This is a genomic window from Halorubrum marinum, from assembly GCF_048381195.1.
In the GTDB taxonomy this organism is placed as follows: Archaea; Halobacteriota; Halobacteria; order Halobacteriales; family Haloferacaceae; genus Halorubrum.
Map to the genome: position 1 here is coordinate 149,245 of NZ_JBLWMM010000001.1, position 20,625 is coordinate 169,869.

At 64.7% G+C, this 20,625-nt stretch carries 16 protein-coding genes and 2 pseudogenes; 7 read left to right on the forward strand and 11 right to left on the reverse strand.

Going from position 1 to position 20,625, the window contains the following annotated elements:
* Nucleotides 1–170: 170 nt before the first annotated feature.
* From sufD to ACNSN4_RS00730, 4 genes are all read right to left on the reverse strand, one after another.
* Nucleotides 171–1,394, reverse strand: a complete 1,224-nt coding sequence (gene sufD / locus ACNSN4_RS00715) for a Fe-S cluster assembly protein SufD (protein ID WP_418283849.1) — start codon at nucleotides 1,392–1,394, stop codon at nucleotides 171–173.
* Between the two features lies 1 nt (nucleotide 1,395).
* A complete protein-coding gene (sufB, locus tag ACNSN4_RS00720) occupies nucleotides 1,396–2,823 on the reverse strand; it encodes a Fe-S cluster assembly protein SufB (RefSeq protein WP_418283850.1) in 1,428 nt (475 codons plus the stop codon).
* A gap of 52 nt (nucleotides 2,824–2,875) precedes the next feature.
* Entirely contained in the window at nucleotides 2,876–3,793 is a 918-nt protein-coding gene (locus ACNSN4_RS00725; RefSeq protein ID WP_418283851.1) for an ABC transporter ATP-binding protein, read from the reverse strand.
* A 136-nt stretch (nucleotides 3,794–3,929) separates the two neighbouring features.
* Nucleotides 3,930–6,725, reverse strand: a complete 2,796-nt coding sequence (locus ACNSN4_RS00730; RefSeq protein WP_418283852.1) for a DNA-directed DNA polymerase — start codon at nucleotides 6,723–6,725, stop codon at nucleotides 3,930–3,932.
* A 102-nt stretch (nucleotides 6,726–6,827) separates the two neighbouring features.
* On the opposite strand from ACNSN4_RS00730, the gene ACNSN4_RS00735 reads away from it, so the two are divergent.
* The 3 genes and pseudogenes from ACNSN4_RS00735 to ACNSN4_RS00745 all read left to right on the forward strand — a co-directional run bounded on the left by ACNSN4_RS00735 (nucleotide 6,828) and on the right by ACNSN4_RS00745 (nucleotide 8,120).
* The gene (locus ACNSN4_RS00735) at nucleotides 6,828–7,001 is read left to right on the forward strand and encodes a DUF7331 family protein (protein ID WP_418283853.1); all 174 of its coding nucleotides are present in this window, start codon (nucleotides 6,828–6,830) and stop codon (nucleotides 6,999–7,001) included.
* Nucleotides 7,002–7,061: 60 nt separating this feature from the next.
* Nucleotides 7,062–7,395 (forward strand): annotated as a pseudogene (locus ACNSN4_RS00740) (DUF7322 domain-containing protein); the annotation flags it as partial.
* Nucleotides 7,396–7,694: 299 nt separating this feature from the next.
* Nucleotides 7,695–8,120: a DUF7346 family protein gene (locus tag ACNSN4_RS00745; RefSeq protein ID WP_418283854.1), complete on the forward strand. Its 426-nt coding sequence runs from the start codon at nucleotides 7,695–7,697 to the stop codon at nucleotides 8,118–8,120.
* A 38-nt stretch (nucleotides 8,121–8,158) separates the two neighbouring features.
* On the opposite strand, the gene ACNSN4_RS00750 is transcribed toward ACNSN4_RS00745, so the two are convergent.
* Nucleotides 8,159–8,923 carry an IclR family transcriptional regulator gene (locus ACNSN4_RS00750; RefSeq protein ID WP_418283855.1) on the reverse strand — a complete coding sequence of 255 codons (765 nt, stop codon included), beginning with the start codon at nucleotides 8,921–8,923 and terminating at the stop codon, nucleotides 8,159–8,161.
* Between the two features lie 409 nt (nucleotides 8,924–9,332).
* Here ACNSN4_RS00750 and ACNSN4_RS00755 point away from each other — a divergent pair, with 409 nt between their 5' ends.
* The 3 genes from ACNSN4_RS00755 (at nucleotide 9,333) to ACNSN4_RS00765 (ending at nucleotide 12,841) form a co-directional block, all read left to right on the forward strand.
* Nucleotides 9,333–10,790: a short-chain fatty acid transporter gene (locus ACNSN4_RS00755; protein WP_418283856.1), complete on the forward strand. Its 1,458-nt coding sequence runs from the start codon at nucleotides 9,333–9,335 to the stop codon at nucleotides 10,788–10,790.
* 69 nt (nucleotides 10,791–10,859) lie between these two features.
* Nucleotides 10,860–12,335, forward strand: coding sequence for a CoA-acylating methylmalonate-semialdehyde dehydrogenase (locus ACNSN4_RS00760; protein WP_418283857.1), 1,476 nt, complete (start codon nucleotides 10,860–10,862; stop codon nucleotides 12,333–12,335).
* Between the two features lie 74 nt (nucleotides 12,336–12,409).
* Nucleotides 12,410–12,841, forward strand: coding sequence for a CBS domain-containing protein (locus tag ACNSN4_RS00765; RefSeq protein ID WP_418283858.1), 432 nt, complete (start codon nucleotides 12,410–12,412; stop codon nucleotides 12,839–12,841).
* A 93-nt stretch (nucleotides 12,842–12,934) separates the two neighbouring features.
* Here the strand turns inward: ACNSN4_RS00765 and rad50 are convergent, their stop codons facing one another.
* The 4 genes and pseudogenes from rad50 to ACNSN4_RS00785 all read right to left on the reverse strand — a co-directional run bounded on the left by rad50 (nucleotide 12,935) and on the right by ACNSN4_RS00785 (nucleotide 17,758).
* The gene (gene rad50, locus ACNSN4_RS00770; protein WP_418283859.1) at nucleotides 12,935–15,628 is read right to left on the reverse strand and encodes a DNA double-strand break repair ATPase Rad50; all 2,694 of its coding nucleotides are present in this window, start codon (nucleotides 15,626–15,628) and stop codon (nucleotides 12,935–12,937) included.
* On the reverse strand, nucleotides 15,625–17,043 hold the full coding sequence (gene mre11 / locus ACNSN4_RS00775) for a DNA double-strand break repair protein Mre11 (protein ID WP_418283860.1): 1,419 nt from the start codon (nucleotides 17,041–17,043) through the stop codon (nucleotides 15,625–15,627). The genes rad50 and mre11 overlap by 4 nt, the downstream gene beginning before the upstream one ends.
* Nucleotides 17,040–17,404: pseudogene (locus ACNSN4_RS00780) on the reverse strand (DUF7966 family protein). Before ACNSN4_RS00780 ends, mre11 begins: the two are co-directional and overlap by 4 nt.
* A 90-nt stretch (nucleotides 17,405–17,494) precedes the next feature.
* The gene (locus ACNSN4_RS00785) at nucleotides 17,495–17,758 is read right to left on the reverse strand and encodes a winged helix-turn-helix domain-containing protein (RefSeq protein WP_418283861.1); all 264 of its coding nucleotides are present in this window, start codon (nucleotides 17,756–17,758) and stop codon (nucleotides 17,495–17,497) included.
* Nucleotides 17,759–17,988: 230 nt separating this feature from the next.
* On the opposite strand from ACNSN4_RS00785, the gene pan1 reads away from it, so the two are divergent.
* Nucleotides 17,989–19,206, forward strand: a complete 1,218-nt coding sequence (gene pan1, locus ACNSN4_RS00790) for a proteasome-activating nucleotidase Pan1 (RefSeq protein WP_418283862.1) — start codon at nucleotides 17,989–17,991, stop codon at nucleotides 19,204–19,206.
* Between the two features lie 51 nt (nucleotides 19,207–19,257).
* On the opposite strand, the gene ACNSN4_RS00795 is transcribed toward pan1, so the two are convergent.
* Nucleotides 19,258–19,389, reverse strand: a complete 132-nt coding sequence (locus ACNSN4_RS00795; protein WP_418283863.1) for a hypothetical protein — start codon at nucleotides 19,387–19,389, stop codon at nucleotides 19,258–19,260.
* Nucleotides 19,390–19,449: 60 nt separating this feature from the next.
* Nucleotides 19,450–20,625, reverse strand: coding sequence for a DHH family phosphoesterase (locus ACNSN4_RS00800; protein ID WP_418283864.1), 1,176 nt, complete (start codon nucleotides 20,623–20,625; stop codon nucleotides 19,450–19,452).

The following is a 20,625-nucleotide window of genomic DNA, read 5'->3' on the forward strand; positions in this document are numbered from 1 at the left end:
AGTCCTGTAGGTAGTATGAAAATAAAACATAATCGAAATAATGAACGTCACGGCCGGTCTGTCAGTTTCGTTCCCACGACGGCGTCGTCGGAATCGGTATCGCTCGTCGCCGGATCCCGCGGCAGCGGGCGGACCGATCCACGGGCGGACCCACCGACGGCCGAATCCGTCTACTGCAGTCGTTCGAGGACGAGCTCCTGGACGTCGTCGCGGAACTCGTCGACCGCGATCTCCTCTAACACGGGGACGAAGAAGCCCTCGACGAGCATGTTTCGCGCCGTCCGGGAGTCGATCGTGCGGCTCTCGAGGTAGAACAGGTCCTCGGCGTCGACCTGTCCGACCGTCGCCGAGTGCGACGCCTCGGTGTCGTGGTTGTGGATGATCAGCTTCGGCGACGCGTCGGCCTCGGCGTCGTCCGACAGCATCAGCGTGTTCTCACGCTGGTAGCTGGAGGTGTTCCACGCGTCCTCGCCGACGTCTTGGACGCCCTCGTAGACGGAGCGGGCGGTGTCGTCGAGCACGCCGCGCGTGACGAGATCGGCCGTCGTGTGCTCGGCTTTGTGCCAGACGCGGGCGTTGATGTCGAAGTGCTGGGCGTCGGTACCGAAGAAGGTCCCGACGATCTGGCTCTCGGAGCCGTCGCCGTTGAGATCCGTCTCGACGTCGGAGCGCGTGAGCTTCGAGCCGAAGTTGCTCTCGATCCAGTTGATCGTGGCGTACGCGTCGGTGTCGCCGCGCTTCAGCGAGTAGGTGTACGAGTCGTCGTTGAGGTTCTGTAGCGAGCCGAACTGGACGTTCGCGTTCTCGCCCGCGACGATCTCGACGAGGTTCGAGAAGTACCGGTCGCCGTCGACGCCGGTGTCGCTCTCGTCGCCGGACGTGATCGATTCGAGGATCGTCACGGACGACGACTCCTCGGCGACGACGAGCGTCTGGCTGAACAGCGATCGCGAGTTCATCTCCGCGCGAACCGTCACGTCCTCGACGTCGACACCTTCGGGGACGTACACGAACGTGCCGGTCGTGAACAGCGCGACGGACAGCGCCGTGAGGTAGTTGTGCTCGGGGTCGAGCACGGTGCCGAAGTTCGCCTCGATGATGTCACCGTACTCCTCGAACGCTTCGGTAAACGGGAGCACGACGACGTCGTCGTCACCGGCGGCCCGATCGGTCTCGTCCGACTGGTTCAGCGGATCGACGAGCGCTTCGAAGTCGAGCGCCTCGAGGTCGGTCCAGCGGCGGCCCGGCGTCTGGATGACGTTCGGCAGCTCCGCCGTCTCCAACGCTGCGAGCGCGTTCAGACGGGTCTCCAAGAGCCACTCGGGCTCGTCGCGTTCGTCGGCGATGCGTCGTACCGTGTCCTCTGAGAGGCTCTCTATTGCTTTCGTGCTCATGTTATCCGAGCGATCCCTCCATTTCGAGTTCGACGAGCCGGTTCAGTTCGACCGCGTACTCGATGGGCAGCTCTTCGGTGATGGGCTCGATGAAGCCCGAAACGATCATCTGCTTTGCGTCGTCGTCGTCCAGTCCGCGCGACTGCAGGTAGAAGATGTCCTCGTCGCCGATCTTCCCCACCGTCGCCTCGTGGGCGACGTCGACCTTCGACTCGTTGATCTCCATGTACGGCATCGTGTCCGACGTCGACTCGTTATCGAACATCAGCGCGTCGCACTCGACCGCGGTCGAGGAGTTCTCCGCGCCGTCCGCGATGTGGATGAGTCCGCGGTAGTTCGTGCGGCCGCCGTCCTTCGCGATCGACTTCGACTCGACCGTCGACTTGGTCTCCGGCGCGTTGTGGTACACCTTCGCGCCCGTGTCGATGTCCTGCCCTTCGCCCGCCATCGCGATGGTGATGTGGTTGTCCGACGCTCCGCGACCCTTGAGGATCGTCGAGGGGTACAGCATCGTCGCCTTCGACCCCATCGACCCCGAGATCCACTCCATGCGCCCGCCCTTCTCGGCGATGGCGCGCTTCGTGTTCAGGTTGTACGTGTTCTTCGACCAGTTCTGTACGGTCGAGTACTGGACGTGAGCGTCCTCGCCGACGAACACTTCGACGCCGCCGGAGTGGAGGTTGAACGCCGAGTACTTCGGCGCGGAACAGCCCTCGATGTAGTGGACCTCTGAACCTTCCTCGGCGATGATGAGCGTGTGCTCGAACTGGCCCATCCCCTCGGAGTTCATCCGGAAGTACGCCTGGATCGGCATGTCGACCGTCGTGTCCTCGGGGACGTAGACGAACGAGCCGCCGGACCAGATCGCACCGTGTAGCGCCGCGAACTTGTTGTCGCTCGGCGGCACGGCCTTCGTCATGAAGTACTCCTTGACGAGCTCTTCGTGCTCTCGGACCGCCTTGTCCATGTCACAGAAGATGACGCCCTTCTCCTCCCACCGCTCCTGCATGTTCTGGTAGACGATCTCGGACTCGTACTGGGCGCCGACGCCGGAGAGCGCGTTCTTTTCGGCCTCCGGAATGCCCAGCTTGTCGAACGTGTCCTTGATCTCATCGGGGAGGTCCGTCCAGTCGTCGACGCCGCCACGCACGTCGATGTCGGGTCGGATGTACGGGACGATCTCGTCGATGTCGACCTCGGAGAGATCCGGTGCCTCGGGCCAGTCGGTCGGCATCGGCATCTCTTGGAAGTGTTTCAACGCGCGGAGGCGCCGCTCGAGCATCCACTCGGGCTCGTCTTTGTCCTCGGAGATGACGCGGACCGTCTCCTCGGTGAGGCCCTTCTCGCTCTTGAAGGCGGACTTTTCCTCCTTCTTGAACTCGAAGCGCTCCTCGGTGTTCGTCTCCTTCAGGTGGTCTTGTGAACTCATATCAATTGGTTACCGTCTTAGGGGTATAGTGTTGTTGTGTAATCACGATACGTTACGCATCAGCGAACGCTTCCTCGCGAACCCAGTCGTATCCGTCCGCTTCGAGCTGCTCTGCGAGCTCCGCACCGCCGCTCTTCGCGACCTTGCCGTCGAGCATCACGTGAACGTGATCGGGCTCGACGTAGTCGAGGATGCGCTGGTAGTGCGTGATCTGGAGGATACCGGTGCCCTGCTCGTCGCGCAGCGCGTTGATCCCCTTCGAGACGTCTTGGAGTCGGTCGATATCGAGCCCGGAGTCGATCTCGTCGAGCACGGCGATCGCCGGCTCTAACATCGCGGCCTGCAAGACCTCGTTCTGCTTCTTCTCACCGCCGGAGAAACCGGCGTTGAGGTACCGCTGCATGAACTTCTCGTCCATGTCGAGCAGTTCCATCTTCTCGCTGAGGATCTGCTGGAACTCTGCGACGCCGATTTCGCCGTCGTCGGCGGGGCCCTCCATCGGAGAGGTCTCGTAGCCCGCGTCGTCTGCGTCGGCCTCGCTCTCCTCGTCTTCGCCCTCGAAGAGCTCCTCGCGCTCGCCCGCCTTCGCGTTGAGCGCCTGCCGGAGGAAGTTCGTCATCGTGACGCCCTCGATCTCCGCGGGGTACTGGAAGCCGAGGAAGATCCCGAGCGCGGCGCGCTCGTTTGGCTCCATCTCGAGGAGGTTCCAGTGGTAATCCTCGTCGTCGAGTTCGACGTCGATGTCGGCGACGTCCGCCTCGTCGAGGTGGAGGAGGATCTCGCCGTCGGTCACCTCGTACGCCGGGTGGCCAGCGATAACCTTCGCCGTCGTCGACTTACCGGAGCCGTTCGGTCCCATCAGCGCGTGAATCTCGCCGGAGTTAACCGTGAGATCGACGCCGCGAAGGATGCGTTCGCCGCCCTCTTCAGCCACTCGTGCGTGGAGATTGTTAATTTCGAGAGTTGCCATATGTGGTCTCGTGCCTCGTACCTGCACACTGGTGGCTGAGGAGGTTAATGGTTACGCATTTACCCGTCAAATCTCTCAAATCCAGCAAGAATTTTTCCACCGATCGAAAACTGGTTTCCGATGTCGTTCTTCAATCTCACATGAACGAGCCGAGTCCGGTCTGTTCCTGACCCGTTTTCACCTCTTCCCACGACATGCCGAGCGCCTCGATGACGCGCTCTATCGGCCCTTGAAGCGTTTTATCTAGCATCTTCTCCCAATCGACCTCGAACTCGTCGGGGACCTGATCGGCGTACTCGAAGCAGATCACGTCCGGATCGCGTTTGAACTCGCCGTACAACGGATCGCGTTGCGGGTCGAGTCCCCTCTCCGACTCCATCCGCTGCCAGAAGTCTGGATGGACTTTCTTTATGTAGAGCCGCTTCGGCTTCGATCCGCTCCCGAAGTTGGTACCGAGCATGAGGTTGGCGTACTTCGCGCCGCGGACCTGCGCGGTCGGCGTCTCGTAGGCGTCCAGCTTCTTGCCGATCCCGCCCGGAATCCCGATCTCGTCGAGATCCATGTCGCCGTCGAGCACGCGAGCGATGACGTCCACGAGGTACGTCTTCACCTCCTCCATGTCCTCGTCGATGTCGTCGCCCGTGACGATCGTCTCGATGACGTTCTGTTGCACCTCCTTCGTAATGCCGGCGATGTCCGACCGTTTGTACTCGAAGCCGGTGATGTCGATGTCGTCGACGTCGTTTCCTTCCTTCCAGATGATGTGGCCCGCGTACCGCTTCTTTTTGCCGGCCTGGAAGAACCGACGATAGAGCTTCTCGAACTCGATCTGGAAGCGGTGCTCGTCGGCGTTCAACTCCTCACGCGCGAAGTCGTCGTACCGCTCGTTGATGTGGTCCTCTATCTCGAAGGAGGTCTCGATCGCCTCCGCTTTCGACATGTTAGACAAAGAAAGCATAACGCTGTCGGTGTCCCCATACGCTACTTGATAGTTTAGTTCCTCTGCGGCCTCCTCGGTGAAGTCGATAACTTCGCGGCCGGTCGCTGTGACGGCTGCCGCACCCTCTTTGTCGTAGAGACGGAATCGATCCCAACCCGTCACACCGTAGAGTGAATTCATAATAACCTTGACAGCTCCCTGCTGACGGTCGTACTGCTCGTAGGGTTCGGTCTTGGGGTCGTGGTCGTTCCGCAGCGCTTTCTTCTCTTCGCGCTCGGAGAGGAGTTCGTCGACCATCTCGCGCATGATCCCGTCCGGCTCCTTCCGGAAGTGGGTCCCGTTGGGTGCGACGTACGACTCGCCGTCGTACTCGGCGGGGTCGACCTTCGTCTCGGGTCCGGCGTTGATCGTCACCATGCACATCGGGTAGAGGCTTTTTAAGTCCTGTACCGTCACCATCTCTTTGACGCCGGTTATCGGGTCGAAGACGGCACCGCCTTCGAACTCCTCCGACTCCTGTTGGCCCTTCGTCGGGAGCGCGAACTTCCCGAACGCCTTGTGGAGAACGTACATGTCGACGGTGTCGCCGGGCGTCGGCGCGTCCTCGATCTTACACCCGACGAACGTTCGCACCTCGTCCCAGAAGGCGATCACGTCCTGCTTCCGGTCGATCTCGACGCACAGCTCCACGTCGCGGATGCTGTACTCCAGCAGCCGTTCGGGGTCTTGCTCCCAGAGATCCCCGATATCGCCCGTGTAGCGCTCCTTGCCGACGCCGAGCTCGCGCTCGCCGACCGCGTCGAGCCGGTACGACTCCAGTTCGGTGAACATCGTCCGCTTGTACGCGTACAGCAGGTCGAAGACGACTCGGCCCTTGATGTCCGGGCCGCCCCAGCCGGAGCGCCACACCTCGCCGATTCGGGAGAGGCGATCGACGGAGAGGTCGTACTGGCTTCCGTCGTCGAGCACCTCCATCCGATCGAGGAGGTACGGCGCGTCGAAGTCCTCGAAGTTCCACCCGGTCATGAGATCCGGGTCGGTCTCGTCGATGTACCCGACGAACGCGTCGAGCATCGCGGCCTCCGTTTCGAAGACTTCGACGCGGAAATCGACCGTCCCGTCGCCCACGATCCCCTCGTAGTCGGGGAGGTCTTCCGGCGGGGGCACCTCGGCTTCCGGCGCGTCGTACAGCCAGACGACGTACTCGTCGTCGTAGGAGTCGTGGCTCGTGAGACAGATTATCGGCTCTTCGCCGTCTTCGGGAAAGCCGCGGCGGTCGTCGACCTCGATATCGAAGGTGTTCACCCGGAGGTCGGCGTCGACCTCGGCCGGTTCGAGCATCCCCTCGTGGACTTGGATGGCCTCGGAGCCGTCGTCGAGCCGCCGCTCTTCCACCCGCATACTGCCGTTGAGGCCGTTGTCGATCAGGAAGCGGTTCGGGAAGAGGATGTCCGCTTCGAAGCTCGTCGCGAAGTCGTCGCGGATGTTCCCCACGTCGCGGGGCGTGCGGGTGACGATCCGGGTGAGGGGCTCGCCGCGGATGCTCTCGTACGGCTCTCCCTCGGCGTTCTCCTCGCGCGTGCCGATGACGACATCGTACTCCTCGACTGGGTCACGGTCGAGGTCGGCAGTGGGAACGTAAAAGTACGGCTCCACGCCGAGCACGCGGACGTGCTCGTGAACGTCGTGATCGACGTCGTCGGCGTCCGTTGCTGGTCGACGACCGAACACGTGAACGACCGGGTACTCGTCGCTGCCGTATCCCTCGACGGCGTAATCGATCTGCGTGATCATCAGCTCGACGGTCCCCGTCGACTCCGGGAACTTCGCCTCGTCAATGTCGACGACGTCGCTGACGTGGCCTCGACCACCGCCGGCGATAACGGCCGCCTCTTGAGCGGCCAGATCATCGCGCTCGGCCTCCGCACCGTCTCCCGACCCGCCACCGGCGTCGTCGGTCGGCGAAAAGTCTGACAGCCCCGACTGAGTCATACGTCTACTTCGGCGTCACCCGGCTAAAAAACTCGGCTTTCGGGTCCGGCGAAGACTCCCGACACGGAAAGGGCTTTAATGTGTCATGCCTTACCACGGGCTATGTCTTCGGACCCACGTTCGGAACGCAGGGTGTCTCGCCCGGTCGGTCGCGATGCGGTCGCCGCCGAGGTGGAGGTGTACGAAGACGACGGGAACGTGGTGCTCTTCGACGCCGCGAACCCCCTCGCGTGGGTCGAAGCGAGCCGAACCGTCCGGCTCGCCGACGCGACCTGACCGGGACCGTCGGGTTTTCCGGACGGAACCCCTTTGACCCGCCCCGACGTACTCGACATCGTGTTTCCGTTCGACGAGGACGACGAGGGCGAAGTCTCGTTCGGCGAGAGCTCCGACGCCGAGCGGAAGATGACGCCCAAGATTCCGAAAGCGCCCTCGGTGAAGACGTTCGACGACGGCGGCAACTTCGAGGGGGCCAGCGACGTCGACTCGGGGACGCTCCGCGCGTTCGTCGTCGCCGTCATCTACGCAAACGTCGCGGTGCTCTTCGTCGCGCTCGGTCCGATGGTGTGGTACTTCGAGGGCTGGTCGCGGATCGGACCGGCGCTGCTCGTCGCCGGGCTTCTCGCGGGGATTCGGACCTATCAGACGTACCGCGCGTGGGAGCGCTCCAAAGCGGATCGTGACTCGGAGGAAGCGAGAGCTAACGAGACGGAACCGAACGAGACGGAACCGAACGAGACGGAACCGAACGAGACGGAACCGAACGAGACGGAACCGAACGAGACGGAACCGAACGAGACGAAGCCGAGCGCGACGAAGCCGAGCGAGACCGAAGCCGACGATTCGGAACACGCCGACCGCGAGGAGGCCGACACCGAGACGACCGCCGATGGCGACGAGGACTCCTCGCCATCCGATGACACCCCGCCCACGGAAGCGTCATAACCGGCGGCCCACTCTCTCTCATCTATGCAAACGGTTCGCGACGGCGAGGACAAGACGTACCTCCTCGTGAAACGGTCCGCCGAGTCCAGCCGAGTGCGCGACCCGGCGACGGGAGAGGAGCGATACGTCGACAACGACGAGTTGGTCGTCGTCGACGGCGAATCGCCGCTCACGACCGCCGCGTCCGGCGTTCCGGAGTCGGTCCGTCAACTGCTCCGGGCCGTCCACGACGACCGATCACTCGGGTTGCTCGCGGTGATCGCGGACGAGGGGCCGCTCGCCGTGATCGACCTGCTCGACGCCGCTGATATGTGCGAGTCGGACCTTCACGGGACGGTCACCGAACTTCGGGCGGCGGGCTTGGTCGACGAGGCCGAGGTGGTTGACCGTCGCGGCTACGAGGCAACCGATACTGCCGTTGACGCGCTCGATTTCCTCCGGAGGGAGTGAGTACGGACAAAAAGTGGCGGTAGCGAACGGGCGCTTCGTCAGCACTTTACCTCGAGTTCGAGCGCGTTCGCGGCTCCGGTCACCGTGTCCGGGATCTCCTCCGTGAACCGGTCCCCGCGAAGCCGGTTCTTCGGTCCCGAGACGACGAGCGATCCGAGTACCTCCCCGTCGAGACAGACGGGGCTGGCCACGGCGCGGAACCGTTCGAGCGACTCGCCGTCGTTGAACGCGACGCCCGTCTCCGCGATCCGTTCGAGCCCGTCGAACAGGCGGTCGCGGTCCGTGATCGTCGCGTCGGTAAACGCGGGGAGACCGTGGTGATCGATGATCTCGTGAACCCGCGACTCGGGGAGGTGCGCGAGGATCGCCTTCCCGGCCGCGATGCTGTGGAGGTGGAGCCTCCCGCCGAGCGTTTTGTACGGCTGGATGGCGAGGTCTCCCTTCGCCTTCCGGAGACACACCGCCTGTCCGTACTCTTCGACGACGAGCCAGACGCTCTCCCGGGTCTCGTCGGCGACCTGTTCGAGGATCGGCCCGGCCGCCTCGTACAGGAGGTTCGCTCGCTGGACGGCGATGCCGTGGTCCAAAAACCGCAGTCCGAGGCGGTACGCGCCGTCCTCCTTGACGAGGTACTCCGCGTTCACCATGGACGAAAGGTATCCGTGCAACGTGCTCCGAGGCAAATCCAGGTCGGCGGCCAACTCCGTGAGGGTCCGCTTTTCCCCGTCGCCAAGCGCCTCGACGATAGCGAGCGTCCGTTCGCTCGCTTGGACCGTGTCACCGCTCACTGTGTCCGACGACATAACCAGTAGTTCATTTCTCTACGTATAGTGTTTGTGAACAACTCACAGAGACTCGGCCCGTTCGGCATCGCCGAAGCGCATCTCGGCCCGGACACCCCCATCTCACGCGGACATGACCCACCCGAGGCGAGATAACACGCCGAAGCGGGTGCTGTCGTGTCATTCGGCGTAGAAACGTCTGCTACTCGGTATCGAAGCGCGTTTCGACGATGCCGAAACAACGTTATTAACAGATGAATGGTAATACAAGAAATACAAGTAATCAAAACGCGAGTTCACAACATGAGATCGCAATACTAGAGCGAGCTAAAGAGCGTATTCTCCCATAAAACATACGTTGTAATACATGTTTGTATTCTGGTATAATGATAAAAACTTAATAATACAAGGTAGGATCGGAGGGTTGTGCATGTCTAGCACCAATCCGGATCCCACAGCGATACAGAAGTTCGGACAGGCGATGTCCGCTCGGGTCGAACGATGGATGCCGAGTCCATTCCTCTTCGCGATCATCCTCACGTACATCGCGGCAATCGCCGCGTTCCTTTCCGAGGGTGCCGGTGCGACGGAGCTCGCCCTCTCTTGGTTCGGCGGCTTCTGGGACCTTCTCCAGTTCGGAATGCAGATGGTACTCATCCTCGTGACCGCGTTCGTGGTCGCGTATCACCCCTGGGTGAAGGCAGTGATCGACCGGCTGATCCGCATTCCGAACAGCGGCCGCCAGTCGATCCTCCTCGTCGGCTTCGTCTCGATGGTAACGGGATGGATCTCGTGGGGACTCGGCCTCATCGTCGGAGCCATCTTTGCCCGCGAGATGGGCGAGCTCGCGGATAGAAAGGGAATGGCCGTTCACTACCCGCTCCTCTGTGTCGCCGGGTACATGGGAATGAGCCTCACCTGGCACTGGGGGCTCTCCAGCTCCGCCGGACTCCTGATGAACACCCCCGGAAACGTGTTCATCGAACAGGGCGTCGTCGACGCCGTCATCAGCACAACGGCGACGATCTTCCACCCGTACGCGCTGACGCTCACGGGCGTCAGCATCGTTTACGCCCTCATCGTCCTCTACCTGCTGAGTCCGCCGAAGGAGAACGCCCGAGGTATCACCGAGTACATGGACGTTGACCACGACGACGAGGAGTTCACGGAACAAGAGGACCTCGACGCCGGAACGTCCACCGACGAGGAGCCGGACGTGGTCGCGGACGGCGGGGAAGACGCGACACCGACGCCGGCCGACCGCATCAACAACAACAAGATTCTCGGCGGGCTCATCGCGCTGACGGGCGTCGGAGTCACGGCGTACACGTTCCTCACCGAGGGCCTCGGCGCGCTCGACCTGAACGTGCTCAACTTCGGGTTCATGATGATCGGACTCGCGCTGTACACCAGCCCGATCGACTACCTCGAAGAGTTCTACGACGCCGTCGAATCGAGTGCCGGGATCATTCTCCAGTTCCCCTTCTACGCGGGGATTATCGGTATCATGACTGGGACGGGGCTGGTGAACACGGTCACCGAGTTCCTGATCAGCATCGCTACTCCCCAGACGTTCCCGGTCATCGCTTGGATCACCGCAGGAATCCTCAACATCTTCGTCCCGTCCGGCGGCGGCGAGTGGACGATCATCGGCGGCTCCATGCTCGAGGCCGGTCAGGCGCTCGGTGTCGAGCCCGGACACACGATTATGGCGTACGCGGTCGGTGACGCCCACACGAACTTATTCCAGCCGTTCTGGGCGATTCCGCTCCTCGCCATCACCGGAATGCGCGCCCGCGACATGTTCGGGTACGCGATCACGATGCTGATCCTGCTGACGCCGTACCTGGCGGTCATCCTGTTCGTCCTCCCGTACAACGCGTTCTGAGGACGCGCCGCCCCTATCGGAAGGAACGGAACTCACACACGAACTGACGCGACCCACACGATCCACATCATGGAAATCAACGATATCACCGACGGAACGCTTCGCAACTACGTGAACGGCGAATGGACGGTCATCGACGGTGACGACGGCAAGGACGTCGTGAACCCGGCAACGGACGAGACGCTCGCCCACGTCCCCTTCACCGAGCCCGACGCCGTCGACGAAGCGGTCGACGTTGGCGACGCGGCCTACGAGGAGTGGCGGAACCGTGCCGTTGAAGACCGGATCCAGCCCGTCTTCCGGCTGAAACAGCTGCTCGAAGAGCATCAGGACGCGATGGCACGGGTGCTCGTTCAGGAACACGGAAAGAACCTGAACGAGGCCCGCGGCGAACTCCGACGCGGCATCGAGAACGTCGAGGTCGCCTGCGGCATCCCTCGACTCATGCAGGACGGATTCCTCGAGAACGCCGCACCGAACATCGACGAGACGGCAGTTCGGCGTCCGCTGGGGACGTTCGCCGCCATCACGCCGTTCAACTTCCCGGGGATGATCCCGCTGTGGTTCCTCCCGTACGCGGTCGCGACCGGGAACTCCTTCATTCTCAAGCCCAGCGAACAGGACCCGCTGACCGCGCAGTACCTGTTCCACCTGATCGACGAGGCCGGATTCCCCGACGGGGTGTTGAACCTCGTTCACGGCGGTCCCGACACGGTCAATGCGCTCCTGGAGAACCAGAGCCTCGCCGGCGCGTCGTTCGTGGGGAGCACCCCGGTCGCGAGGCACGTGTACGAGACCGCCGCGAAGACCGGCATGCGCGTTCAGGCACAGGGAGGGGCCAAGAACTACGTGGTCGTCTCCGACTCGGCCGACCTCCGGCACGCCGCCGAAAAGACCGTCTCCTCGTCGTTCGCCTGCGGCGGCGAGCGCTGCTTGGCCAACGACGTCGCCGTCGTCGTCGGCGACGCCTACGAACCGTTCGTCGAGGAGGTACTCGACGTCGTCGACGGTCAGGTCGTCGGCTACGGCCTCGAACCCGAGACCGATATCGGCGCGCTGATCACGCCGGACCACGCCGAGCGCGTGGCCGACCTGATCGAGGCCGGAGTCGAGGACGGGAACGAACTGCTCCGCGACGGGCGGAACGCGACCGTGGACGGGTTCGAGGACGGGACGTTTCTCGGACCGACGGTGTTCGGTGAGGTCGACACGGACTCACAGATCGGTCAGGAGGAGATTTTCGGACCCGTGCTCGGAATCGCCCGCGCCGACGACTTCGACGACGCCATCGAGACGCTCAACGCCACGGACTTCGGTAACGCGGCCAGTCTCTTCACCGCGCGGGGCGGGGAAGCACGCGAGTTCCGGAACCGCGCGGAGGTCGGCAACATCGGCGTGAACGTCGGTACCGCCGCGCCGATGGCGTTCTTCCACTTCGGCGGCCGGAAGGACTCGTTCTTCGGTGACCTCCACGCACAGGCCGAAGACGTCGTCCGGTTCTACACCGACGAGACGGTGTACATCGAGCGCTGGCCCGACCAGTAGCTCACCCGGTACGGTAGCGGTATATCCGTACTTTGGCAAAAACACCTATTACGAACGTTACCGTATCGCCGCGCATGGCGCGAGCGCGTGAACTGATCAGCGAGGGGTACATCTCAGTGACCACCGCCGCGACCGTCGACGAGGCCGTTGACGCCGTCAGGGAGTACACGCCCGAGGCCGCAGCGACCATCTATTACGTGTACGTGACGGACGCGGACGGCAGGCTAACGGGCGTCGCATCGCTCCGCGAGCTATTGAACGCCGACGGCGGCGCGTCCGTCACGGATGTGATGACCGCGGACGTCGTCGACGTCCCCGGGTCCGCGTCTGCCTCCGACGTCGCCGACGCGTTCGCGACCCACGGATATCCAGCGCTTCCGGTGTGTGACAGCGGTGGCATCCTTCTCGGTATCGTTCGATTCGAAGACGCGATCGACGCCGTCGACGAGCGCACCGCGAAGGACCTGTTGAGCCGTTCGAACACGTTCCAGCCGTTCGGATTCTGACGCCGAGCGAACGCATGCCTCAACGACGACTTTCGGACGATTCACGACTGAGCCGTACTCACGAACTGAGCTCCGTCCGTCGAGCGCGTCCGCTCAGTCGTCCGTGAGGGTCGCGATATCGAGTTCGGCGGCGTCCTCGCGTCGAACCGTCGAGCGGTTCGAGCGCGGCTCCTTCTCGACGGTAACCAGTTCGTCGGCCGCCCCGACGAGTTCGTCGTCGTGGCTCACGATGAGGATCTGTCGCACGCCGAACCCGCGCATCTCCTCGACGAGCCGGACCAACCGCGAGACGTGTCCGGAGTCGAGGAAGACGGTCGGCTCGTCGAGGATGAGCGGCGGCGTCGGCGCCGCCCCTTCGATCCCCTCGGAGAGGAGTCGATAGATCGCACAGCGTAGCGAGAGGTTGAAGAGGGCGCGCTCGCCGCCGGAGAGCTGCTCGGGATCGAGCGCCTCGCCGTCCTTCTGATACACGGTGAGAACGTACTCGCCGTCGAGCTCGATGTGGGAGTAGGCGTCGTTTCCGTACACCAGCTCGAACGTCTCGTTAAGCGTGCGCTCTAACTCGGCGACGTTGCGCTGTCGGAGCTCCGCCCGAAGGTCGCCGTACATCGCCTCCAGTTCGCTCGTCTCCCCGTGGAGGTCCTCCAGCGCCGCGACGGTTTCGGCCAGCTCGTCGCGCTCCGCCCTGCGGTTCTCCAGCTCCCGGATCTCGCCGTTGACCCCGCCGATCGCGTTCTCTAGCTCGGTCCGCCGGTCGGCGAGCCGGTCGAGCTCGCCGTCGACCTTCTCGAGGTACTCCTCGGCCCGCTCCTTCTTCCCTCGCGCCTCGTCGATCGCCGTCTCGTCGAGCGCGTCCGCGATCTCGTCGCGGCGCTCGCGCTTGTCGCCGAGCCGGTCGCGCCGCTCGTCGTTCACCTCGTTGAGGCTCTCGCGCTTCTCGCGTCGACGCTCGATCTCGTCTTCCGCGTCGGCGATGGCCGAGAGGCGCTCGTCGACCGCGTCGACCGCCTCCCGCGCGGCCTCGACCGCCGCGAGCGCGTCCTCGAGGTCCTCCACGCGCGCCGCGGCCTCTTCGGCCTCCTCGCGCTTCTGTGCGGCGATCTCACGGGTCTCCTCTGCCTCCTCGCGGAGTTCGGCGGCGCGCTCGCGCTTCTCTCCCGCCGCCTCCCGCTTCCGCTCCGCCTCCGCGCGCTTCTCTTCGAGACGGTCTTCGAGGGTCTCGACCGTCTCGTCGATATCGTCGAGCCGGTCCGCCGCGCTCGCGAGCCCGTTCAGCACCCCGATCCGGTCGTCGAGGTCGTCCTCGCGTTCGCGGGCGTCCTCAAGCTCCGCCTCCAGCTCGGTGACCCGCTCGCGGTCCTCGCCTACCCCGCTCGCGTGCGGCGAGTCCTCGACCGGCTGCCCGCACTCGGGGCACTTCCCCGCCGCGAGCAGCTCCTCGGCCTCCGCGACGCGTTCGCGGGCGTTCTTCAGCTCCGCCGACAGCTCCGCGATCCGCTCGCGGACCTCGCCCCGCCGCTCGCGAAGCGCCTCGCGCTCGTCCGCGACGCCGTCGCGCCCCACGTCGGCGTCGGCGGCCGCGAACCGCTCGCGGAGCCGTTCGGCCTCCTCGCCGAGCTCCTGGATCGAGGACTCACGGTCGTCGGCCTCGTCCGCGGCCGCCTCGGCCTCGTCGGCGAGGCCCTCGGCGGCCGACTCGACCTCCGCGGCGCGGTCGGCGCGATCGTCGGCCTTTCCGGCGAGGTTCGTCGCCTGGTTGCGGAACGCCTCGGCGCTCACCCGTTCGTCGTCGAGCTCCTCGCGGACCTCGCTCTCTCGGTCGTCGAGCTCCTCGCGGCGCGCGGCGACGGCCTCGTCGCTCGCCGCGTCGAGCCCGGCGTCGTCGAGCCGGTCGTCGATCGCGGCCTCGATCTCCTCGATCCGCTCGCGGGCCTCCCGGACCGCGTCGCGGTGGGCGTCACGTTCGCGTTCGGCGGTCCGGATCGCCGCTTCGATCTCGTCGATCTCCGCCGCCACCGACTCCAGTTCCTCGCGCTTCGCCGCGTGGGTCGACAGCGTCTCCGCGGCGGCCTCGCGAGTCTCCTTTGCCTGTTCGCGCTGCGTCTCGTAGCGATCGATCTCGTCGGCGACCGCCGAGAGGTCGCTTTCGAGCCCGTTGAGCCGGTCGTGGAGGTCCTTCTCCTCTTTCTCCGCGATCTGATCGTCGAGCTGGTCGAGGCGCCCGCGCCGATTCTCCAGCACGTCCTCGACGCCGAGGCGAGCGTTTCCGGCGCGCTCGCGGTACTCCTCCAACTTCCCGAGTTGGAGAAGGTCGTCTATCGTGTCCTGCCGCTCTCGCGGGCTGGCGTTGATCAGCTTGTTCACCTCGCCCTGACGGACGTACGCGCAGTTGACGAACGCCTCGGCGTCCATTCGCAGCAGCTCGGTGACGAACTCGCGAACCGCCCGGGCACCGTCGCGGCTCACGTCGCTCCCGTCAGTCGCTTCGAGCGTACACTGGTGGTCGACGCGGTCCCCGTAATCGCGGAGCCGGCGTTCGACGCGGTACGACGCCCCGTCGTGGGTGAACCACAGCTCTACTTCGCTCTCCTCCTCGCCGTTCGTGATCACGTCGTCGAGGGTCCCGCTGAGCGCCTTCGACCCGTACAGCGCGAAGAAGCAGGCCTCCAACAGCGAGGATTTGCCGCTGCCGTTGAGTCCGTGGATAACGGTGACGCCGTCGGTGAGCCGGAGGTCGGCGTCGCCGTACGGCTTGAAGTTCGTGAGCCGGATTCGATCGAAGATCACAGGTAGTCCTCCATGGAGACCTGGCCGTCGTTTCCGGGCGTTTCAGTGGTCGCGCTTTCCTCGTCGTGTCGATCGTTTTTGTGGTTCGAGGTGTCGCCCTCCGCGTCCGCGTTCGTGTCCTCATCGTCGCCCTCCGCGTCCGCGTTCGTGTCCTCATCGTCGCCCTCCGCGTCCGCGTTCGTGTCCTCATCGTCGCCCTCCGCGTCCGCGTTCGTGTCCCCATCGTCGCCCTCGGTGTCCGTGTCCTCGCCACCATCCTCCGAATCCACCTCGTCACCCGCGGCCGCCGCACCCCGTTCAAAGGAGTCCAGGTCGTCGATCCGCTCTTCGACGCGCCCTTTCACCGTCTCTCGGACGTTGCTGTCGGGGATCGTCTCGGCTCGAACCGCCTCGTCGACGTCGCGGGCGGCGGTCGAGAGCGCCATCTCGTCGATCCGGTCGCGGACGGCGTCTTCCGGGTCGGCGAAGCTCACGTCGAACTCGGCGTCGGCCTCCACCTCGCGACGGTCGTTCACGCGAGCGATGAGCGCGCCCTCGTCGGTGGCGAACTCCTCGATCGCGGCCGGGGTGACGGGGTCGCCCTCGCCGGTCACGTCGACGAGGACGACGGCGTCGTCGAGGTCGTACTCGCGGACCCGCTCGCGGACTCGTGATTCGCCTTCGCCCTCACGGAGATCGGCCTCAACGAAGACGAACGGGCGAGTGTCGAGCGCTCGACGGCGGATCTCCACGCGGTCGTCGCCCGCGGCGTCGACGCCGAAGGCGACGAGGTTGTAGCCGCGTCCCTCGCGTTCGCTCGCGCTCGCGCGCTCCGTCGAGCCCGGATACGTGACCCACGTGTCCGCGACCTCGGCGACGTCGGGGGTGTGGTTGTCGCCGAGGAGCATCGCGTCGAACGCCACCGTGCTCTCCGCGAGCACCGTCTCGGTGTCCCAGTCCGCGTAGCCGAACGGCTCGAAGAGCCCGTGGGCGACCAGGGCGGCGTACTCCGCGTCGTGTGAGTCGAACGCGTAGTCGAGTTCGTCTCGGCGGGAAACGGGGACGTGATCGAGCCCGTAAAAGGCCGTGTCTCCGACGACCGTCGGCTCGTCGCCGAGTCGGGTCGCGAGCCCCAGTCGCTCGAAGAGGTCGAGCCACTGCCCGCCCCGCGTCGACTCGTGGTTTCCGACGACTGCGAGGAAGGGGATCCCGGCGTCGTCGAGCCGCCGGAGGATCGATATCGTTCCCATCAGATCGTCGAGTTCCGGTCGTCGGTCGTGGAACAGATCGCCCGCGTGGACCACCGCGTCGACGTCGCCGTCGATCGCGTCGTCGACCACGGCGCCGAACGCGTCGAGGAAGTCCTGGCGTCGGACCGGCGAGTGGTACTGCGCGTACCCGATGTGGGTGTCGCCGGTGTGGATCACCCGTGTCATCTGGCCGGTTCTTGGCCGGTATCGGGTTTAGGGGTTCCGGGGCCGCGGTGAAAGTGGTCGACGCTCGACGCTCCGTCGCGGCTCACCCCCCGTCACCGCTGGCGACCTCCCGGAACGCGCGGTACGCGGCGAGCGCCTCGCGGCCCCGCGCTGCCGCTTCCTTGTCGCCAGCGCGCTCGGCGGCCCCGATCGCCTCGTCGAGCCGGCCGAGTCCCACCGACTCGACGAATCCGGCGGCGCGGCGGAGGTCGGCCCGCGCGGCGTCGGCCTCGTCGATGATCGCGACGTACGAGCCTCTCGCGGTGTCCGTTCGCGTTGCCAGCGCGGTCAGCGCCCGTTTGACGGCGATAGTCGAGACCACGGGGTCGCTGGGGCGGTATCGGATATAAGCGGTCGGCACCACGACGAGATACGAGGCCGACTTCGGAAGGCCGTCAGCGGCGAAAAGCCGTCACAGCGCGAGCGTGTACAGTCGCTTGCGCGCGTCCGAGAAGGAGAACCGCGAGTCGACGACGCCCTCGTCTTCCAGTCGCGAGAGCGCGTACCTGACCGTCCGCGGAGGCAACAGCGTCTCCTCGGCGAGCTCGCTCTGGGTGAGCGTGTCGTTGTAGTCGAGCACCTTTGCGACGAGCTTCGCACTCGGCGGAAGGTCTCGGACGGCGCTCCAGCGGTCCCCCGCGGTTTCCTCGGCGGCGACGGTGTCGGTCGTACTCATGCGTACCTCTCCCTCTCTCATGCCGGAAGATAATATTTACTATCCTAATTTATTACCATTGGGCATCGATTATGGGTGGCAGCTCCAGTGTCTTCCCCGCTCGGATTCCAATCGCTTCCCCGCTCGGATTCCAATCGCTTCCCCGCTCGGATTCCAATCGCTTCCCCGTGCGGGTTCCAGTCTCTCCCCCACCCGAAACCTCTTACCCGCGAGACGCCTTATAACTGACAATGACCGATACCGTCGACGACGTTGAGATGCCCTACGACGAGGGGACAGCGTCGAGACAGGAGAAGATCGAGTCGCTCCAAGAGGAGCTCGACGTGCTCGAGTCGCAAAACGAAGAGATGCGCGACAAGCTGCTCGACGCGAACGCAGAGAACAACAAGTACCAGCAGAAGCTCGAGCGGCTCACCCACGAGAACAAGAAGCTGAAGCAGTCCCCGCTGTTCGTGGCGACAGTCCAGGAGATCACGCCGGACGGCGCCGTCATCAAACAACACGGGAACAATCAAGAGGCGCTCACCGAGATCACGGCGGAGATGCGCGAGAAGCTCGACCCCGACGATCGAGTGGCCGTGAACAACTCGCTGTCCGTCGTGAAGAAGCTGGAGAAGGAGACCGATGTTCGCGCCCGCGTAATGCAGGTCGAACACTCACCGGATGTCACCTACGCCGACATCGGCGGCCTCGAAGACCAGATGCAGGAGGTCCGCGAGACCGTCGAGATGCCGCTCGAACACCCCGACATGTTCACCGACGTCGGCATCACGCCGCCGAGCGGCGTCCTCCTGTACGGTCCGCCCGGGACGGGGAAGACGATGCTCGCGAAGGCGGTCGCCAACGAGACGGACGCGACGTTCATCAAGATGGCCGGGTCCGAGCTCGTCCACAAGTTTATCGGCGAGGGCGCGAAGCTCGTCCGCGACCTGTTCGAGGTCGCTCGCGAGAATCAGCCCGCCGTCCTCTTCATCGACGAGATCGACGCCATCGCCTCGAAGCGGACGGACTCGAAGACGTCCGGCGACGCCGAGGTCCAGCGGACGATGATGCAGCTGCTCTCCGAGATGGACGGGTTCGACGAGCGCGGCGAGGTCCGCATCATCGCCGCGACCAACCGCTTCGACATGCTCGACCCCGCCATCCTCCGTCCGGGTCGGTTCGACCGGCTCATCGAGGTCCCCAAGCCGAACACGGAGGGCCGCGAGATCATCTTCCAGATCCACACGCGGAAGATGAACCTCGCGAGCGACATCGACTTCGACGAACTCGCCGAGATGACGCCGGACGCCTCCGGTGCCGACATCAAGGCGATCTGCACCGAGGCCGGGATGTTCGCGATTCGCGACGACCGCACGGAAGTCACCCTGAACGACTTCCTCGAAGCCCACGAGAAGCTCCAGCAGGACGACGAGCACGGCGCCGACGACTCGCTGGCGTTCGCCTGACGCAGCGGGTCGCGTTTCTCCCGGCCGTTGTCGATAGACCGTCTTTCCCAGCTACAGCGCTCGGACGATCAGAAACGGAACGAGAAAGAACAGCACGAAGATCAGTCCGGTCGCAGCCGCGTAGCCTGCGCCGACGCCAGCGAGAGCGCGCCAGCCGTCGTCGGTCGGAAGGTCGATATTCATACGCTCCGTTCTCACGCTCGGAAGGTAAAATCTCTGCCGAGTACCGACGCCTCCCGCTGCTCACACGTCTCCGGCCATCGCGCGGAACAGCGCGTCGGTGAGGTCGTCGCGGTTCACCGTCTCTACCGCGTTGCCGCTGTTCGGGTCGACCGTCGGAGAGATCGTCCCACCGCCCATTCGGGAGTGGCCGCCGCCGTTTCCGTTGTCGATCCCCGACAGCACCGAGTCGATCGCGTTGCCCATGTGGACTCGGTCGTCCCGCGACCGCCCCGAGAGGTGGATCGTCCCGTCGCGCTCGCCCATGACGATCACCGCGCTGACCCCTTCGAGCTGGATCAGCTCGTCGGCGGCCTGCGGGATCGCGTCCACGTTGTTCACGCCGCCGACATCGGCGACGCCGAACGATCCTTCGATCCGACGACCCGCGATGGCCCGCGCCTTCACTTCTAATACCTCCGCGTCGACCGCGGGATTGGCGATCCGATCGAGGCTGTCTTGGTCGACTCCTGGGTATACGTACGCGGCGGCCGCGAAGTCCGGCTCGCTCGCGCCCACGGTGAGGTGTTTCGTGTCGGCCAATATCCCGTACAGGAGGCCGGTCGCGGTGTCCGTCGGTAGCGTGAGATCGCTGTTCGTCTCGCTCGCGTGCTTGTCCGGCGGTACCGGGACGGCGTCGTTCTCTTTGAAGTACTCCGCAATGACCGAGGCGGTCGCGCCGTAGTCAGTTCGAACGTCGGTGAACTCGTCCCCGGACCCGTCGCCGGGGTGGTGGTCGATGACTGCCGTGGGCAACACGCCGTCGGCCCCGGCGAATCCGCGCGGCTCGTTGTGGTCAACGAGCACGACCGACTCCGCCGCGAGGTCGCTGACGTGCTCGATCGGATCTAACTCGAGATTGAGCACCGTACGGAAGGCCCGGTTCTCCTGATGGCGAATCTGGCCGGGGTACTGTACGGTCGCGTCGACGTCGAGCTGGTCCGCGAGCGACGCGACGCCGAGGGCGGCCGACATCGCGTCCGGGTCCGGATTCGGATGCATTAGAACCGCGATCTCGTCCTGCTCGGCCAGCAACCGACGAAACCGGATGCCAGGCGTCCGGTGCGCGCGGAGCAGGAGGTAGCCCCCAGCGACGACGACCAATCCGACGAGCACGGCAGCCGCCGTCAGTTCCGGATTCTCGCGGACGACTGACACCCCCAGCGAGAGCCACTCGTCGGCCGTGGTCAGGCCCCTCAT

Coding starts and splice junctions, on each gene's coding strand:
- sufD (WP_418283849.1), bottom strand. CDS start 1,394: ATGAGCACGAAAGCAATAGAGAGCCTCTCAGAGGACACGGTACGACGC.
- sufB (WP_418283850.1), bottom strand. CDS start 2,823: ATGAGTTCACAAGACCACCTGAAGGAGACGAACACCGAGGAGCGCTTC.
- ACNSN4_RS00725 (WP_418283851.1), bottom strand. CDS start 3,793: ATGGCAACTCTCGAAATTAACAATCTCCACGCACGAGTGGCTGAAGAG.
- ACNSN4_RS00730 (WP_418283852.1), bottom strand. CDS start 6,725: ATGACTCAGTCGGGGCTGTCAGACTTTTCGCCGACCGACGACGCCGGT.
- ACNSN4_RS00735 (WP_418283853.1), top strand. CDS start 6,828: ATGTCTTCGGACCCACGTTCGGAACGCAGGGTGTCTCGCCCGGTCGGT.
- ACNSN4_RS00745 (WP_418283854.1), top strand. CDS start 7,695: ATGCAAACGGTTCGCGACGGCGAGGACAAGACGTACCTCCTCGTGAAA.
- ACNSN4_RS00750 (WP_418283855.1), bottom strand. CDS start 8,923: ATGTCGTCGGACACAGTGAGCGGTGACACGGTCCAAGCGAGCGAACGG.
- ACNSN4_RS00755 (WP_418283856.1), top strand. CDS start 9,333: ATGTCTAGCACCAATCCGGATCCCACAGCGATACAGAAGTTCGGACAG.
- ACNSN4_RS00760 (WP_418283857.1), top strand. CDS start 10,860: ATGGAAATCAACGATATCACCGACGGAACGCTTCGCAACTACGTGAAC.
- ACNSN4_RS00765 (WP_418283858.1), top strand. CDS start 12,410: ATGGCGCGAGCGCGTGAACTGATCAGCGAGGGGTACATCTCAGTGACC.
- mre11 (WP_418283860.1), bottom strand. CDS start 17,043: ATGACACGGGTGATCCACACCGGCGACACCCACATCGGGTACGCGCAG.
- ACNSN4_RS00785 (WP_418283861.1), bottom strand. CDS start 17,758: ATGAGTACGACCGACACCGTCGCCGCCGAGGAAACCGCGGGGGACCGC.
- pan1 (WP_418283862.1), top strand. CDS start 17,989: ATGACCGATACCGTCGACGACGTTGAGATGCCCTACGACGAGGGGACA.
- ACNSN4_RS00795 (WP_418283863.1), bottom strand. CDS start 19,389: ATGAATATCGACCTTCCGACCGACGACGGCTGGCGCGCTCTCGCTGGC.
- ACNSN4_RS00800 (WP_418283864.1), bottom strand. CDS start 20,625: ATGAGGGGCCTGACCACGGCCGACGAGTGGCTCTCGCTGGGGGTGTCA.